This is a genomic window from Bacillus sp. LJBV19, assembly GCF_017797845.1.
Classification (GTDB): Bacteria; Bacillota; Bacilli; order Bacillales; family Bacillaceae; genus Bacillus; species Bacillus velezensis.
This window is the reverse complement of record NZ_CP072563.1, coordinates 24,587-40,541: the sequence shown is the minus strand read 5'-3', so window position 1 is coordinate 40,541 and position 15,955 is coordinate 24,587. Positions and strand designations below refer to the sequence as shown.

At 47.9% G+C, this 15,955-nt stretch carries 13 protein-coding genes, 2 tRNA genes, 3 rRNA genes and 1 other RNA gene; 2 read left to right on the top strand and 17 right to left on the bottom strand.

All coding sequences use genetic code 11. The features are described 5' to 3' along the window. Window positions 1–60: 60 nt before the first annotated feature. The 17 genes from tmk to tadA form a co-directional block, all read right to left on the bottom strand. A complete protein-coding gene (gene tmk / locus J6600_RS00205) occupies window positions 61–699 on the bottom strand; it encodes a dTMP kinase (protein ID WP_007615155.1) in 639 nt (212 codons plus the stop codon). Further along, window positions 696–2,129: an aminotransferase class I/II-fold pyridoxal phosphate-dependent enzyme gene (locus J6600_RS00200; protein ID WP_209387810.1), complete on the bottom strand. Its 1,434-nt coding sequence runs from the start codon at window positions 2,127–2,129 to the stop codon at window positions 696–698. Before J6600_RS00200 ends, tmk begins: the two co-directional genes overlap by 4 nt. A 77-nt stretch (window positions 2,130–2,206) precedes the next feature. Then, window positions 2,207–3,325 carry a toxic anion resistance protein gene (locus tag J6600_RS00195; RefSeq protein WP_209387809.1) on the bottom strand — a complete coding sequence of 373 codons (1,119 nt, stop codon included), beginning with the start codon at window positions 3,323–3,325 and terminating at the stop codon, window positions 2,207–2,209. Window positions 3,326–3,340: 15 nt separating this feature from the next. Beyond that, the gene (locus J6600_RS00190; protein ID WP_014416714.1) at window positions 3,341–3,955 is read right to left on the bottom strand and encodes a 5-bromo-4-chloroindolyl phosphate hydrolysis family protein; all 615 of its coding nucleotides are present in this window, start codon (window positions 3,953–3,955) and stop codon (window positions 3,341–3,343) included. Window positions 3,956–4,103: 148 nt separating this feature from the next. Continuing rightward, window positions 4,104–4,298 carry a sigma factor G inhibitor Gin gene (locus J6600_RS00185; protein ID WP_004264749.1) on the bottom strand — a complete coding sequence of 65 codons (195 nt, stop codon included), beginning with the start codon at window positions 4,296–4,298 and terminating at the stop codon, window positions 4,104–4,106. A 174-nt stretch (window positions 4,299–4,472) separates the two neighbouring features. After that, window positions 4,473–4,588, bottom strand: a 5S ribosomal RNA gene (gene rrf, locus J6600_RS00180). A gap of 50 nt (window positions 4,589–4,638) precedes the next feature. After that, window positions 4,639–7,566 (bottom strand): 23S ribosomal RNA (locus J6600_RS00175). Window positions 7,567–7,648: 82 nt separating this feature from the next. Beyond that, a tRNA-Ala gene (locus J6600_RS00170) sits at window positions 7,649–7,724 on the bottom strand. Window positions 7,725–7,738: 14 nt separating this feature from the next. Then, window positions 7,739–7,815: transfer RNA gene (locus J6600_RS00165), tRNA-Ile, on the bottom strand. Window positions 7,816–7,915: 100 nt separating this feature from the next. Next, a 16S ribosomal RNA gene (locus J6600_RS00160) occupies window positions 7,916–9,462 on the bottom strand. The 16S, 23S and 5S rRNA genes sit together here with 2 tRNA genes alongside, the layout of an rRNA operon. Before the next feature lie 248 nt (window positions 9,463–9,710). Beyond that, on the bottom strand, window positions 9,711–9,974 hold the full coding sequence (locus tag J6600_RS00155) for a pro-sigmaK processing inhibitor BofA family protein (RefSeq protein WP_003150686.1): 264 nt from the start codon (window positions 9,972–9,974) through the stop codon (window positions 9,711–9,713). Between the two features lie 60 nt (window positions 9,975–10,034). After that, window positions 10,035–10,259, bottom strand: coding sequence for a YaaL family protein (locus J6600_RS00150; protein WP_007408755.1), 225 nt, complete (start codon window positions 10,257–10,259; stop codon window positions 10,035–10,037). Between the two features lie 18 nt (window positions 10,260–10,277). Continuing rightward, a complete protein-coding gene (gene recR, locus J6600_RS00145) occupies window positions 10,278–10,874 on the bottom strand; it encodes a recombination protein RecR (RefSeq protein ID WP_003150697.1) in 597 nt (198 codons plus the stop codon). 14 nt (window positions 10,875–10,888) lie between these two features. Continuing rightward, window positions 10,889–11,212 (bottom strand): YbaB/EbfC family nucleoid-associated protein, encoded by a 324-nt coding sequence (locus J6600_RS00140; RefSeq protein WP_003150700.1) that lies wholly within the window; start codon window positions 11,210–11,212, stop codon window positions 10,889–10,891. A gap of 24 nt (window positions 11,213–11,236) precedes the next feature. Next, window positions 11,237–12,928 (bottom strand): DNA polymerase III subunit gamma/tau, encoded by a 1,692-nt coding sequence (gene dnaX, locus J6600_RS00135; RefSeq protein ID WP_209387808.1) that lies wholly within the window; start codon window positions 12,926–12,928, stop codon window positions 11,237–11,239. Window positions 12,929–13,061: 133 nt separating this feature from the next. After that, window positions 13,062–13,326: signal recognition particle sRNA large type (gene ffs / locus J6600_RS00130), an RNA gene on the bottom strand. An 84-nt stretch (window positions 13,327–13,410) separates the two neighbouring features. Next, a complete protein-coding gene (gene tadA, locus J6600_RS00125) occupies window positions 13,411–13,893 on the bottom strand; it encodes a tRNA adenosine(34) deaminase TadA (protein ID WP_007615141.1) in 483 nt (160 codons plus the stop codon). A gap of 82 nt (window positions 13,894–13,975) precedes the next feature. On the opposite strand from tadA, the gene J6600_RS00120 reads away from it, so the two are divergent. After that, window positions 13,976–14,527: a cysteine hydrolase family protein gene (locus tag J6600_RS00120; RefSeq protein ID WP_014416712.1), complete on the top strand. Its 552-nt coding sequence runs from the start codon at window positions 13,976–13,978 to the stop codon at window positions 14,525–14,527. Window positions 14,528–14,598: 71 nt separating this feature from the next. After that, window positions 14,599–15,882 (top strand): glycoside hydrolase family 18 protein, encoded by a 1,284-nt coding sequence (locus J6600_RS00115; protein ID WP_209388311.1) that lies wholly within the window; start codon window positions 14,599–14,601, stop codon window positions 15,880–15,882. Window positions 15,883–15,955: the final 73 nt, after the last annotated feature.

The following is a 15,955-nucleotide window of genomic DNA, read 5'->3' as shown; positions in this document are numbered from 1 at the left end:
CCCTTTAGGTTGGAAAGAACATTGTCGTTACATTCATTATAGCAACTTATGAGAAACAGGTCACAACTGAATTTTTTTTAATGCTTCATTTATCACTTGAAGTGCGTCCTGAATGACGAGTTCCTTCTTTTTCGATGCGTCTATTGTATGGAATCTTTCCGGAAAACGCTGCATTACCTTTTGGTATCCTTCCCGTACTTTCGTGTGAAAGTGCAGGGCCTCAAGATCGAGACGATTCTTTTCTCTTGAATCATTCGACGTAATCCGTTTCAACCCTTCTTCCGGCTCAATAGAAAAATAGATGGTGACATCAGGCATCGTATCGCCGATTGCAAACTGGTTGATAGAAAGAACTTCATCAATGCCGAGCCCTCTCGCATAGCCTTGATAAGCCAGCGAACTGTCGATGAAACGATCGCACAGCACAATGCGCCCTTCTTTCAATGCAGGCTGCACCTTTTCGGCTAAATGCTGTCTTCTCGCCGCAGCGTAAAGCAGTGCCTCCGTTTTTGCATCCATCAGTGTATTGTTTTTATTTAAGATCACTTCTCTGATCTGTTCCGCAATATCGATGCCGCCCGGTTCTCTTGTCGCTGTCACCGGGAGCCCCTCTGCCGACAGAATCTCTTTCATTTCCTGAAGCACAGTCGTTTTCCCTGCACCTTCAGGACCTTCAAATGTTATAAATAAACCGCTCATGATTTCTCCTCTTCTATATAGACAAGTAATTGTTCCCCGTTTAATAAGCCTTGAATATGCGCGTCCATGCCGATTAAACGGGAAAGCTTTTGTACGATCTCTTCTGTTATCCGTTCTCCGTCCATGATCAGCGGAATTCCCGGCGGATAAGGAATAATGTTCCCCGCATGCAAGCGCCCGGCCGCCTTATTTATATCTGCAGGCTCTTTTGTAAACTTCCGCATCTCATTTTGCGGATATTCAAGTGTCGAAATGGACGGAAATGTCCATTTCACGGCATCCGGCAATTTATCGGGCGGTGTATTCTCCAGTTTCTGCTGTATGTTTCTTACGGTTGCCTGTTCTATCATCCGCCGGCCGCCTATCGGCAGTACGAGCAATACTTGGTACTCGTCAGCCAGCTCGGCAACAATGTCTTCACTCTCCAAAATGCGTTGTAATGAATAGCCGGAATGTCCGAGTTTTGACCGAAGAATTAATTTTAACGGGTCCGCCCGCAGCCCATACCCGGAAGGCTCGATTATTTCAATAGAAGAAATTGATGCGAACCTTCCTTTGATTTTCTCAATGTGCTCCATATGAACGGGAAGTGTCCCTTTTTCAGCAATATCCTGCACATAAGCGCGCGCCGTATCTAAAGATGCCATAATCGGGTATGACGGGCTGCTGCTTTGCAAACTGCTTACATAATAAGTTAATCGATCTCTGTCAATTCTGGTGCTGTTCAAATGAAAGTAAGACCCCATCGTCATAGCCGGAAGCGTTTTGTGAGCCGATTGAACAACAGCATCCGCCCCCATAGCCAATGATGAAGGCGGGAAAGGCTGGCCTAACACAAAGTGAGCCCCATGAGCCTCATCCACCAGTACAGGAACGCCGTATGAATGGGCTTTTTTAACTGCCGCAGTCAAATCGGCGGCGTGTCCGTAGTAAGTCGGATTGGTCAGAACAAGTCCTTTCGCGTTCGGATATGACGCCAGCGCGTTTTCGATGACTGAAAGGGATACATGTGCCGGCACATGCATGTTTTCATCGATTTCCGGCGACAAATAAACCGGCTTGGCTCCGGCCAATGCCGCCGCATGGAAAACAGACTTGTGACAATTACGCTGGATCAGAATGGGTTCACCCGGTTCACAAACAGCTAAAATCATCGCCAGATTGCCGGCGGTCGTTCCATTGACGAGAAAGAAGCTTTCCTGAGAGCCGTAAAATCTGCTCACCAAATCCTGCGCTTCCTTAATGACCCCCGTCGGGTGATGCAAATCATCAAGACCCGTGATCTCAGTCATATCAATAGATAAAAGAGATTGATATACAGATTTGGCTTCATCAAAAAAGACATCTCCATTGTGATGTCCCGGAACATGAAAAGAATACGTATTTCGGTGCGCATGCTTCATCAGCGCTGTATATAAAGGTGTGTCCATTTTTAAACAAATCCTTTGCCTGTCTTTCTTATTATATCGTGCCTGCGAGCCAACTTAAAGCTAAGACTTTTTGCCATCTAGCCGTTATCCCGGCCGGCCCCCATATCACGCAGCTTCTTTTTTAAATCGCCTTCCATGATAACAAGCTCCTCCTCGGCACGCCTGCGTTTCATCCTGCCTTCTTCTTGAATAGACATGATTTCTTCAAGTGTGCTGACTAAGCTTTCCTGCACTTTTTTGAGGGTCTCTGCCTCAACAAGCCCGCGCTCATTAGCTTTGGCGGTCTCGACTGTACTTGTTTTCAGAAGTTCGGCGTTTTTCAGCAGCAATTGATTTGTCGTATCCGCCGCCTTCTGCTGCACATCTGCCGCACTCCGCTGCCTCATAAGCGTCAGCGCGATAGCGACTTGATTCTTCCATAAAGGAATAGCCGTAACAATGGAGGACTGAATTTTCTCTGCCAGTGCCTGATTTGTGTTTTGAATCAGGCGGATTTGCGGCGCACTCTGAAGCGTAATCTGCCTGCTCAGCAGCAGATCATGCACCCTCTTATCCAGACGGTCGGCAAACTGGCGAAGATCATTCACTTCCTGCGCGGCCATTTGATTGTGTTCTTGTAATTCGGCTTTTCTTGCCGCTTCGGGTATCAGCTTTGTTTTCAGCTCATCTAATTTTAATTCCCCCGCTGCTATATACATATTTAAATCAGAAAAGTATTGTTTATTTTGGGCGTACAGCTGATCTAACAATTTATTGTCACTCAACAGCACATTTTTAGAATGATCCAGCCTTCTGCTGATACGGTCAATCTGCACACTTGTCTTTTGATATTTCGAAAGCACTTCCTGCACAGAACCGGATACCCTTTTAAACAGCCGGGCGAAAAACCCTTTGTTCTTCATCTGCAGATCATCAGGGTTTACCTGGTCAAGCTTCAGCATCAAATCAGTCAGTATCTGTCCCATCTCTCCTGCATCTTTTTTTTGCACTTGCTCTATCATCGTGTGGGAAAATTCCAGAAGATTCGCCTGCGCCTGTGAACCAAACAGAACAATGCTTTGCAGGTTCTCAGGGTCCAGTTTTTCAGCGAGCTGAAGTGCCGCTTCTCTTTTTTCTTCCGGCAGCGTATCTGCAAGCTTTAGATGAGTCTGGTCATTTTGGGCGCCCATGCTGTCGTCGGAACGGTCTTTGGCCATTTCCTTCTTCCTTTCTTATTTTCTCAGTGAATGCTTTGCCATATCTAATTCAAAGTGCAGGTCGTCGATGTCCTCCTTCATCAGTTCATGAAGATCCTCTTCCAGCCTTCTGGAAAGCTCTGCTAGAGTCATCCTCGTCTCACTCAAGGACATTGATAAATCTTTATTTTTCCGCGGCTGTGAGGAGAGCAGAGCATACTTTTCCGTCAGTTCCACAACAGAATCAAGCGTTTGATAATAGAAACGCTCTGCCTGATAAAAACGCTTCGGCTCCTGCTTTGTGAGCAGATATATTCGTCGGGTTATCCGCAGTATCTCTGCATTCTGCTTCAGCATTTGTATACTTTTAGAGCGAAAAAGCGCCCTGCGTAATCGGATGATTTTACCCTTTGCTTCCTCAAGATTTTCCTTGATATAAGCATATTCTTTTCTTGTCAGCCGGTGTTTTTTTAAAAAGAGACGCTTCGCATTCCACAGGCCGGCTGCACTGACTGCGGCTCCGCTGGCTGCCCCGTATAAAAGCGAATACAGAAAAGGCTGATGCCCTATCGTAAAGAAGGTTATCCCCGCTAATACAAAAACTGTGCTGCCGCAAAGCGTCCATTTCATATATTGAATAAACGGTTTCATACTTGATCGACTCCTATTTATTCACTTTTATCAGTATTATCTATTACATTCCATGTCTAAACAAGTTCCTCTTCTTATCGTATCAGTTCTTTTATAAAAAGTGTAAAAACTCCTCTGATTTCAGGCAAAAAAAAGACCCTTTTCAGGGTTAAGAATATAACGTCGGTGTATGAAGGCTTTTCAGTTTACGAACGAAAAATTCATAATTCGGATCAGAGGTCGGAGTGGAAACTACTTTCTTCTCACACTCTAAACATATAAATTTCGTATAAATATGGATTCCCCTGCTTTTTTTGGTTTCACACACAATACATGTTTCTTCATGGCCGGACGTTTCATTCATTTTGCCCACCTCCGTATGAATAGCCTTCCCTTAAGCTGTTGATTGTATACACAATTTGGACCTTTTTGAAGTTTGCAATTAGTATATGGGCGTTTCCGTATTTCGGTGTTTGTTTTGTTTTTATTCAAAAACAAAAAAGGCAGCTCATGATGAGCTGCCTTTACCGTAATGATAGCTTGGCGGCGTCCTACTCTCACAGGGGGAAACCCCCGACTACCATCGGCGCTGAAGAGCTTAACTTCCGTGTTCGGCATGGGAACGGGTGTGACCTCTTCGCTATCGCCACCAAACCATTGAGAGTGTTCTCTCAAAACTAGATAACAGTAAGCATACATTCAAATTGGTTAAGTCCTCGATCGATTAGTATCTGTCAGCTCCATGTGTCGCCACACTTCCACCTCAGACCTATCAACCTGATCATCTTTCAGGGATCTTACTTCCTTGCGGAATGGGAAATCTCATCTTGAGGGGGGCTTCATGCTTAGATGCTTTCAGCACTTATCCCGTCCGCACATAGCTACCCAGCGATGCCCTTGGCAGAACAACTGGTACACCAGCGGTGCGTCCATCCCGGTCCTCTCGTACTAAGGACAGCTCCTCTCAAATTTCCTGCGCCCGCGACGGATAGGGACCGAACTGTCTCACGACGTTCTGAACCCAGCTCGCGTACCGCTTTAATGGGCGAACAGCCCAACCCTTGGGACCGACTACAGCCCCAGGATGCGATGAGCCGACATCGAGGTGCCAAACCTCCCCGTCGATGTGGACTCTTGGGGAGATAAGCCTGTTATCCCCGGGGTAGCTTTTATCCGTTGAGCGATGGCCCTTCCATGCGGAACCACCGGATCACTAAGCCCGACTTTCGTCCCTGCTCGACTTGTAGGTCTCGCAGTCAAGCTCCCTTGTGCCTTTACACTCTGCGAATGATTTCCAACCATTCTGAGGGAACCTTTGGGCGCCTCCGTTACCTTTTAGGAGGCGACCGCCCCAGTCAAACTGCCCACCTGACACTGTCTCCCCGCCCGATAAGGGCGGCGGGTTAGAAGGTCAATACAGCCAGGGTAGTATCCCACCGATGCCTCCACCGAAGCTGGCGCTCCGGTTTCCAAGGCTCCTACCTATCCTGTACAAGCTGTACCAACATTCAATATCAGGCTGCAGTAAAGCTCCACGGGGTCTTTCCGTCCTGTCGCGGGTAACCTGCATCTTCACAGGTACTATAATTTCACCGAGTCTCTCGTTGAGACAGTGCCCAGATCGTTGCGCCTTTCGTGCGGGTCGGAACTTACCCGACAAGGAATTTCGCTACCTTAGGACCGTTATAGTTACGGCCGCCGTTTACTGGGGCTTCAATTCGCACCTTCGCTTACGCTAAGCGCTCCTCTTAACCTTCCAGCACCGGGCAGGCGTCAGCCCCTATACTTCGCCTTACGGCTTCGCAGAGACCTGTGTTTTTGCTAAACAGTCGCCTGGGCCTATTCACTGCGGCTCTCTCGGGCTTGCACCCTAACAGAGCACCCCTTCTCCCGAAGTTACGGGGTCATTTTGCCGAGTTCCTTAACGAGAGTTCTCTCGATCACCTTAGGATTCTCTCCTCGCCTACCTGTGTCGGTTTGCGGTACGGGCACCTCTCACCTCGCTAGAGGCTTTTCTTGGCAGTGTGGAATCAGGAACTTCGCTACTATAATTCGCTCGCCATCACAGCTCAGCCTTCACGGGAAACGGATTTGCCTATTTCCCAGCCTAACTGCTTGGACGCGGATATCCAATACCGCGCTTACCCTATCCTCCTGCGTCCCCCCATTGCTCAAATGGTGAGGAGGTGGTACAGGAATATCAACCTGTTATCCATCGCCTACGCCTTTCGGCCTCGGCTTAGGTCCCGACTAACCCTGAGCGGACGAGCCTTCCTCAGGAAACCTTAGGCATTCGGTGGAGGGGATTCTCACCCCTCTTTCGCTACTCATACCGGCATTCTCACTTCTAAGCGCTCCACAAGTCCTTCCGGTCTTGCTTCACAGCCCTTAGAACGCTCTCCTACCACTGTTCGAAGAACAGTCCGCAGCTTCGGTGATACGTTTAGCCCCGGTACATTTTCGGCGCAGAGTCACTCGACCAGTGAGCTATTACGCACTCTTTAAATGGTGGCTGCTTCTAAGCCAACATCCTGGTTGTCTAAGCAACTCCACATCCTTTTCCACTTAACGTATACTTTGGGACCTTAGCTGGCGGTCTGGGCTGTTTCCCTTTCGACTACGGATCTTATCACTCGCAGTCTGACTCCCAAGGATAAGTCATCGGCATTCGGAGTTTGACTGAATTCGGTAACCCGGTAGGGGCCCCTAGTCCAATCAGTGCTCTACCTCCGAGACTCTTACCTTGAGGCTAGCCCTAAAGCTATTTCGGAGAGAACCAGCTATCTCCAGGTTCGATTGGCATTTCACCCCTACCCACACCTCATCCCCGCACTTTTCAACGTGCGTGGGTTCGGGCCTCCATTCAGTGTTACCTGAACTTCACCCTGGACATGGGTAGATCACCTGGTTTCGGGTCTACGACCACGTACTCAATTCGCCCTATTCAGACTCGCTTTCGCGCGGCTCCGCATCTTCTGCTTAACCTTGCACGGGATCGTAACTCGCCGGTTCATTCTACAAAAGGCACGCCATCACCCGTTAACGGGCTCTGACTACTTGTAGGCACACGGTTTCAGGATCTCTTTCACTCCCCTTCCGGGGTGCTTTTCACCTTTCCCTCACGGTACTGGTTCACTATCGGTCACTAGGGAGTATTTAGCCTTGGGAGATGGTCCTCCCGGATTCCGACGGAATTTCACGTGTTCCGCCGTACTCAGGATCCACTCAGGAGAGAACGAAGTTTTGACTACAGGGCTGTTACCTCCTATGGCGGGCCTTTCCAGACCTCTTCATCTACCTCGTTCCTTTGTAACTCCGTACAGAGTGTCCTACAACCCCAAGAGGCAAGCCTCTTGGTTTGGGCTGGTCCCGTTTCGCTCGCCGCTACTCAGGGAATCGCATTTGCTTTCTCTTCCTCCGGGTACTTAGATGTTTCAGTTCCCCGGGTCTGCCTTCTCATATCCTATGTATTCAGATATGGATACCACTCCATTACGAGTGGTGGGTTTCCCCATTCGGAAATCTCCGGATCAAAGCTTGCTTACAGCTCCCCGAAGCATATCGGTGTTCGTCCCGTCCTTCATCGGCTCCTAGTGCCAAGGCATCCACCGTGCGCCCTTTCTAACTTAACCGTTAAAAAGAATCACTACGTGATATCTTGCATTACTAATTGAATGTGAATTACTTCTGTTATCTAGTTTTCAAAGAACACGTTGGTGGAGCCTAGCGGGATCGAACCGCTGACCTCCTGCGTGCAAAGCAGGCGCTCTCCCAGCTGAGCTAAGGCCCCATATTGGGTAAAGATGGTGGGCCTGAGTGGACTCGAACCACCGACCTCACGCTTATCAGGCGTGCGCTCTAACCAGCTGAGCTACAGGCCCATCTACCATATGAAAGAATCAAAGTTCCTTCAAAACTAAACAAGACAGGGAACGTTCTGTTTATAAGACCCAAGGTCTTATATTCCGTTAAAATCCTTAGAAAGGAGGTGATCCAGCCGCACCTTCCGATACGGCTACCTTGTTACGACTTCACCCCAATCATCTGTCCCACCTTCGGCGGCTGGCTCCTAAAAGGTTACCTCACCGACTTCGGGTGTTACAAACTCTCGTGGTGTGACGGGCGGTGTGTACAAGGCCCGGGAACGTATTCACCGCGGCATGCTGATCCGCGATTACTAGCGATTCCAGCTTCACGCAGTCGAGTTGCAGACTGCGATCCGAACTGAGAACAGATTTGTGGGATTGGCTTAACCTCGCGGTTTCGCTGCCCTTTGTTCTGTCCATTGTAGCACGTGTGTAGCCCAGGTCATAAGGGGCATGATGATTTGACGTCATCCCCACCTTCCTCCGGTTTGTCACCGGCAGTCACCTTAGAGTGCCCAACTGAATGCTGGCAACTAAGATCAAGGGTTGCGCTCGTTGCGGGACTTAACCCAACATCTCACGACACGAGCTGACGACAACCATGCACCACCTGTCACTCTGCCCCCGAAGGGGACGTCCTATCTCTAGGATTGTCAGAGGATGTCAAGACCTGGTAAGGTTCTTCGCGTTGCTTCGAATTAAACCACATGCTCCACCGCTTGTGCGGGCCCCCGTCAATTCCTTTGAGTTTCAGTCTTGCGACCGTACTCCCCAGGCGGAGTGCTTAATGCGTTAGCCGCGACACTAAGGGGCGGAAACCCCTAACACTTAGCACTCATCGTTTACGGCGTGGACTACCAGGGTATCTAATCCTGTTCGCTCCCCACGCTTTCGCTCCTCAGCGTCAGTTACAGACCAGAGAGTCGCCTTCGCCACTGGTGTTCCTCCACATCTCTACGCATTTCACCGCTACACGTGGAATTCCACTCTCCTCTTCTGCACTCAAGTTCCCCAGTTTCCAATGACCCTCCCCGGTTGAGCCGGGGCTTTCACATCAGACTTAAGAAACCGCCTGCGAGCCCTTTACGCCCAATAATTCCGGACAACGCTTGCCACCTACGTATTACCGCGGCTGCTGGCACGTAGTTAGCCGTGGCTTTCTGGTTAGGTACCGTCAAGGTGCCGCCCTATTTGAACGGCACTTGTTCTTCCCTAACAACAGAGCTTTACGATCCGAAAACCTTCATCACTCACGCGGCGTTGCTCCGTCAGACTTTCGTCCATTGCGGAAGATTCCCTACTGTGCCTCCCGTAGGAGTCTGGGCCGTGTCTCAGTCCCAGTGTGGCCGATCACCCTCTCAGGTCGGCTACGCATCGTTGCCTTGGTGAGCCGTTACCTCACCAACTAGCTAATGCGCCGCGGGTCCATCTGTAAGTGGTAGCCGAAGCCACCTTTTATGTCTGAACCATGCGGTTCAAACAAGCATCCGGTATTAGCCCCGGTTTCCCGGAGTTATCCCAGTCTTACAGGCAGGTTACCCACGTGTTACTCACCCGTCCGCCGCTAACATCAGGGAGCAAGCTCCCATCTGTCCGCTCGACTTGCATGTATTAGGCACGCCGCCAGCGTTCGTCCTGAGCCAGGATCAAACTCTCCGATAAAGTAGTTTGACTGACTACGCACATCGCTGTGCGATTTATTTAAAACTTTGAATTAACAGGTACGTTTTGTCTTGTTTAGTTTTCAAAGAACTTTGTTGCTCCTCTCGAAACGACTTAATTATTGTAACATATCAACTTCAATGCCGTCAATAACTTTTTAAAATTTCTTTTATGAGAATTCATTTCGTCATCAGCGACGTATATTAGAATACCACCCTTGATCCAATATGTCAACAATAATCGACAAATTAAATGATGAAGCGTTTAATGACTATCAAAGCCGCGATGCCGGGAATCCCCAGAATCCCGCTGATGCCCGTTGTAATCAGGTTAACAGGGATATGAATACCGAGACTGCCCCCGAACAAATTCACACCCACCAGCAGAATCGCACCGGCAATAAACTTAATCGCAGTCACACCAATCCATCTTAGCGGTTTTGAAGATACTCCCCATAAAAAAAGCAAAGCAACCAGACCGACAATCAAACCGATAATGAAAAAAGGCTCCATGAATCTTCCCCCTCGCTTGTTTAGTACAAGCTTATGAGAAGATCCCGGAGAATAGACCTCTTACTTCCATCTGCTCATTTTCAAATTCCGCTGCTTCGCTTCTTTCAAATAAAAAAAGTACTTAGATTCAGCGACTTTCAGCTCAAACAACACCTCAGCGGAGGGCTCGAGACTTTTCTCGACCAGACTCTTCTGTCTGTTCCATTCTTCTTTTTGTTTAAAGAGCTGTTCTATCAGCTTCTCATCAAACTCTTTTCTTAATGTATTTCTGCGAAGAAAACCCATGCCTTGCCTTTTCCTCCCTTACAATTCACGTCTTCCTTCAAGAGCTTTTGAAAGAGTGACCTCATCAGCATATTCCAAATCACCGCCGACGGGCAGACCGTGGGCAATACGGGAGAGCTTGATGCCTGAGGGCTTTAACAGCCTTGATATATACATCGCTGTTGCTTCCCCTTCAATATTAGGGTTGGTTGCGAGAATAACTTCTGTCACTTGATCATCCTGAAGACGTTTCAGCAGCTCCGGAATCTTAATATCCTCCGGGCCGATGCCGTCCATTGGTGAAATCGCGCCGTGAAGAACATGATACTGGCCGTTATATTCCTTCATTTTCTCCATTGCGATCACATCCTTAGGGTCCTGCACGACACAAATAACAGACTTATCCCTTCTTGTGTCCTCACATATATAACAAGGGTCCTGATCTGTTATATGTCCGCAAATCGAGCAATATGTCAGATTCCGCTTCGCATTGACAAGCGCCTTAGCAAAATCCAATACTGTGTCTTCTTTCATACCTAGAACAAAAAAAGCCAGACGAACCGCTGTTTTCGGTCCGATCCCTGGCAATTTCATAAAGCTGTCAATCAGCTTTGATATTGGTTCAGGATACTGCATGTTTATTTATCCCCCTAGAATAAACCCGGTATGTTCATTCCTTTTGTAAATTGTCCCATTGTCTCATTCGTCATGTCATCCACTTTTTTGAGGGCGTCGTTTGTCGCAGCAAGAACCAGGTCCTGAAGCATTTCGATATCTTCCGGATCAACGACTTCTTCTTTAATGGCAACGTCTACAACTTCTTTTTGGCCGTTGACTTTTACAGTCACCATACCGCCGCCCGCTGTGCCTTCAAGCACTTTTTCAGCAAGCTCCTCCTGAGCCTTCGCCATATCCTTTTGCATTTTTTGCATTTGTTTCATCATTTTTTGCATGTTTCCCATTCCGCCACGCATATTCAATCACTCTCTTTCATCTTATTAGTCTTTTATTTCGATTAAATCCGCTCCGACAAGTTTTTTCGCCTCTGCAATCAGCGGATCTTCTTCAGCCGGTTCGTTTGATCCTTCACTTTCCTGCTGGTGATCATTTAAAAATTCTTCTCTTATTTTACCCCATTGTGCTTCCGGAACGCCAATCAAATCCATTCTTTTCCCGAGCATTGATTCGAGAATCTGTTCAAGATTCGTACGGACTCCGTTATTGTCTTCTGCAACCATTTTACAATGGATTTCGTATTTAAATTTAAGCACAAATGCCTTTTGAGCTGCAGCTACCGGTTCACTGTCATTCAAAAGAGCCGCATGAGACACCTTATTCTGCTGTTTCAGGTGTGCCAGCAGCTTGCCCCAGCTGCTTTTAAGCTGTTCAAGATCAGGTCTTGTGGCTTCCTTCAATATCTCATGAATTCTTCCGACCGGGGCTTTATAATGGCTTTTTCCGCCTTTTTGAGGACGCGGAGCTTCTTTCGGAGCGCTTTCCATCTGAACCTTCACACCGGAGGTTTTCAGCCTTTCTACTTCCTGCTCAAGCTGCTGGATCTTATTCATCAGCATGCCGACCTCAGGGATGTCTCCGGCGGATTGCTGTGCCGTCTGGCATATTTTCACGACAGCCACTTCAAAAAAGATTCTTGGGTGGTTCGTCCACTTCATTTCCTGATGGCTTTTATTCAGGATATCAATCATCTCATATAAAGCAGGAGCCGGTATGTCACCGCTCAGATTCCGAAACGTTTCATCGACCTTCACCTTCTCCAGGACTCCTTCTAAACCGGGAGCGGCCTGGTACAAGAGCATATCCCTGAAATAGAAAATCATATCTTCAATCAGTTTGGCCGCATCTTTCCCCTGCTGGAGCAATTCATTCAGTGTTTCCAATGCCTCGGAAACCTGTTTGTGGTGAAGAGCAGATGCCAGTTTTCCAATATAGTGCTGAGAAACGGCTCCGGTAATGAGCAATGCGTCATCCACCGACAGCTCCTCGCCGCTGAATGATACGGCTTGATCGAGCAGGCTCAGCGCGTCCCTCATTCCTCCGTCCGCAGCACTCGCTATGATATCAAGGGCTCCTTCTTCCACCTTCAGCTGCTCTGCATCGACGATTGTCTTCATTCGTCCGACAATTGCTTTGGATGTAATCCGTTTGAAGTCAAAACGCTGACATCTGGAGATAATGGTTAAAGGAATCTTATGAGGCTCAGTCGTAGCTAATATGAAAATGCAATGTGCCGGCGGTTCTTCCAGCGTTTTCAGAAGCGCATTGAATGCGCCGATAGAGAGCATATGCACCTCATCTATAATATATACTTTGTAGGTGACGGCCGACGGGGCGAATTTTACTTTGTCACGGATGTCGCGGATTTCGTCTACGCCGTTATTCGACGCCGCATCTATTTCAATCACATCTGATATAGAGCCGTTTGTGATCCCCTTGCACGCCGCACATTCATTGCACGGTTCTTCTACGGGGGCCTGCTCACAGTTGACTGCTTTCGCAAATATTTTAGCTGCACTGGTTTTTCCCGTTCCCCGCGGTCCAGAAAACAGATATGCATGAGAAAATTTCTTTTGCAAAAGGGCATTTTGCAGCGTTTTCGTAATGTGTTCCTGTCCGACCACATCTTCAAACTGCTGAGGCCTAAATACTCGATATAAAGCTTGGTAACCCACAGGATGCGCCCTCCTCTGTTATTCATCATGTTTATTATACATGAACGTGCTTTTAACGCCAAAACCCGTTTTTCATATACGAAAAAACTCACCTGCCATAAACAGGTGAGTCTGAAATTTGATGATTGATTTACCGTGCACCTTCTGTCGATTCGCTACCCTAAGCGTTACTTAAGCAGTTAGCTCAGCCCAGGCAACCCTGCGGCACATGAGAGGTTTCACTTAATGCTGCTTCCTTCCGGACCTGACATGGTTCATGAATTCCCATTGCGCAGGACCCAGACGTCAACGCCACTTACTTAAGGCAGACCTTACAGTAAACGAACCTCGAGAAGGGATTCGGCCCCGCTAGAGCGGATTGCGGGTACAGGGCACCGCTACCTCCCCGCTTAGCACGGCAAAATAAATATCAAATTTTGATATGCGCACCATTCATGATGCACACATAAGTATATCTGCTTCAGGCAGAAAATGCAACCGTACTACTCAGACAACTTTTTCCTCATGTCTTTCTTTTGCCGGCGCAGCTTTCTGAAAAAAGCGCTGAGCATTTCTCCGCACTCTTCTCCGAGCACTCCGCTCACCACTTCCGCTTGGTGGTTGAACCGCTCTTCCTGCAAGAGGTTCATCAGCGTTCCTGTACAGCCCCCCTTGGGATCAAATGCGCCGAATACGACCTTATCGACTCTCGAAAGCACGACGGCTCCCGCGCACATCGGACACGGCTCCAAAGTGACATAAAGAACGGCATCCTCAAGTCTCCATGTCCCCAGCTTACGGCACGCTTCGTCTATCGCCAGCATTTCGGCGTGGGCAAGCGACCTCTGTTCAGTCTCCCGCAGATTATGCGCCCGCGCCACGATCTCATCATGCAGAACAAGAACTGCTCCGATCGGCACTTCACCTTTCGCTTCGGCTTTCTTCGCTTCTTTTATGGCTTCTCTCATATAATATTCATCATTCATAGGTTCAAGCTCTCTTCTTAAGTTTTTTCATGTCTCATAAAGGTTAAAATAGGAATACCCCAGCAGAAAGGAGTTGCCGGTATTGTCTGAACCTAACAACACAGCCCTTCTGATTGTCGATATGATCAACAATTTTCAATTTGATATGGGCGAACGTCTTGCTGAAAAAACCAAACAAATTGTCCCCCGTATTTTATCATTAAAGAAGCATGCAAAACAAAGCAACTGGCCGATTATTTATATTAATGATCATTACGGACTCTGGAAGGCTGATATTGATGCCATCAGGGAGGAATGCAGCAACGACAGAAGCGCCCCCATTATAAAAGATATTTCGCCTCAGCCGGATGATTATTTTCTCATTAAACCGAAGCATTCCGCTTTTTACGAAACGGCGCTTCACACCCTTCTGACCGAATTACAAGTGAACCGATTAATTATCACGGGGATTGCCGGGAACATTTGTGTGCTTTTCACGGCCAACGACGCCTATATGAGAGAATACAGCATTACCATTCCAAAGGACTGCACCGCTTCCAATAACGACGAAGACAATGATTTCGCTTTGACCATGATGGAGAATGTTCTCTTCGCAGAAATAACCACGGAAAAACAAATTACCGCCGAAAAATAAACATGATCAGCCTCCTTTTTTCATACATTTAATAGCGGATATGAAAGGAGGCGTTTTTCATTCAGATCTATATAGTGAAACGGGGCGACACGCTTTCCGCTATTGCGGCGCGCTACCGGACAGCCGCAAATGTCATTGCGGAAGCAAATAAACTGCCTAATCCGAATACATTGGTTGTCGGACAAACCCTTGTCATCCCGATTGAGGGTCAATATTACGAAGTGAAACAAGGTGATACTCTCGCGTCAATCGCCAGCCGTTTTCATATATCGGCCGCGGAGCTTGCGAGGGTGAACGGAATTCAGCCCGGCACCACATTGAGAGTCGGAACCCGCCTTTACATTCCGCAGCAGGCGAATAAGCCCGATATCGAATCAAACGCATATATAGAACCGCGGGGAACGAGCGTAAGCGCTAATCTGCAGCAGGCGGCAAGGGAGGCCTCTCCTTATTTAACATACCTCGGCGCATTCAGTTTTCAAGTGCAGCGGAACGGGACTTTAAAGGAACCGCCTCTGACCAATTTAAAAAGCATCAGTGACAGGCACAACACCACACTGATGATGATCATCACCAACCTTGAAAATGACGCATTCAGCGATGAACTCGGGCGGCTCATCTTGAATGACAATACAGTGAAAACAAAACTTTTTCAGGAAATCGTCTCCACGGCTAAAAAGCACGGCTTTCGCGATATTCACTTTGATTTCGAATATTTACGTCCACAGGACAGAGAAGCCTACAATCGTTTTTTACGTGAAGCGAGGACGATTTTTCATCGGGAAGGCTGGAAGATTTCAACGGCGCTTGCTCCGAAAACGAGCGCGACTCAGGCCGGCAAATGGTACGAAGCACATGACTATAGGGCACATGGAGAAATCGTCGATTTTGTCGTGATCATGACATATGAGTGGGGATACAGCGGAGGCCCGGCTCAGGCCGTATCACCTATCAGCCCTGTAAGAAATGTCATTGAGTACGCGCTGACGGAAATGCCTTCTTCAAAAATCGTCATGGGCCAGAATATGTACGGCTATGATTGGACACTGCCTTTCAAACAGGGAACGACAGCGAAAGCCGTCAGTCCTCAGCAGGCAATCGCTCTGGCAGCACGCCATAAAGTCGACATTCAATATGACGAAACCGCCCAGGCTCCATTCTTTCGTTACACGGATGAAAATCAGAGACGGCATGAAGTATGGTTTGAAGATGCCCGGTCCATTCAAGCGAAATTCAATTTAATTAAAGAACTGCATTTAAGAGGGATCAGCTATTGGAAACTCGGCCTTTCTTTCCCGCAAAACTGGCTTTTGCTCAACGATCAATTTCATATTGTAAAAGAGACGTTTCGTTAATTGGAAGCGTCTTTTTTCATGGGCTTTTCTGAGAGTGTGATACAATATATAGGCCGGCAGCTGACGGATGTTT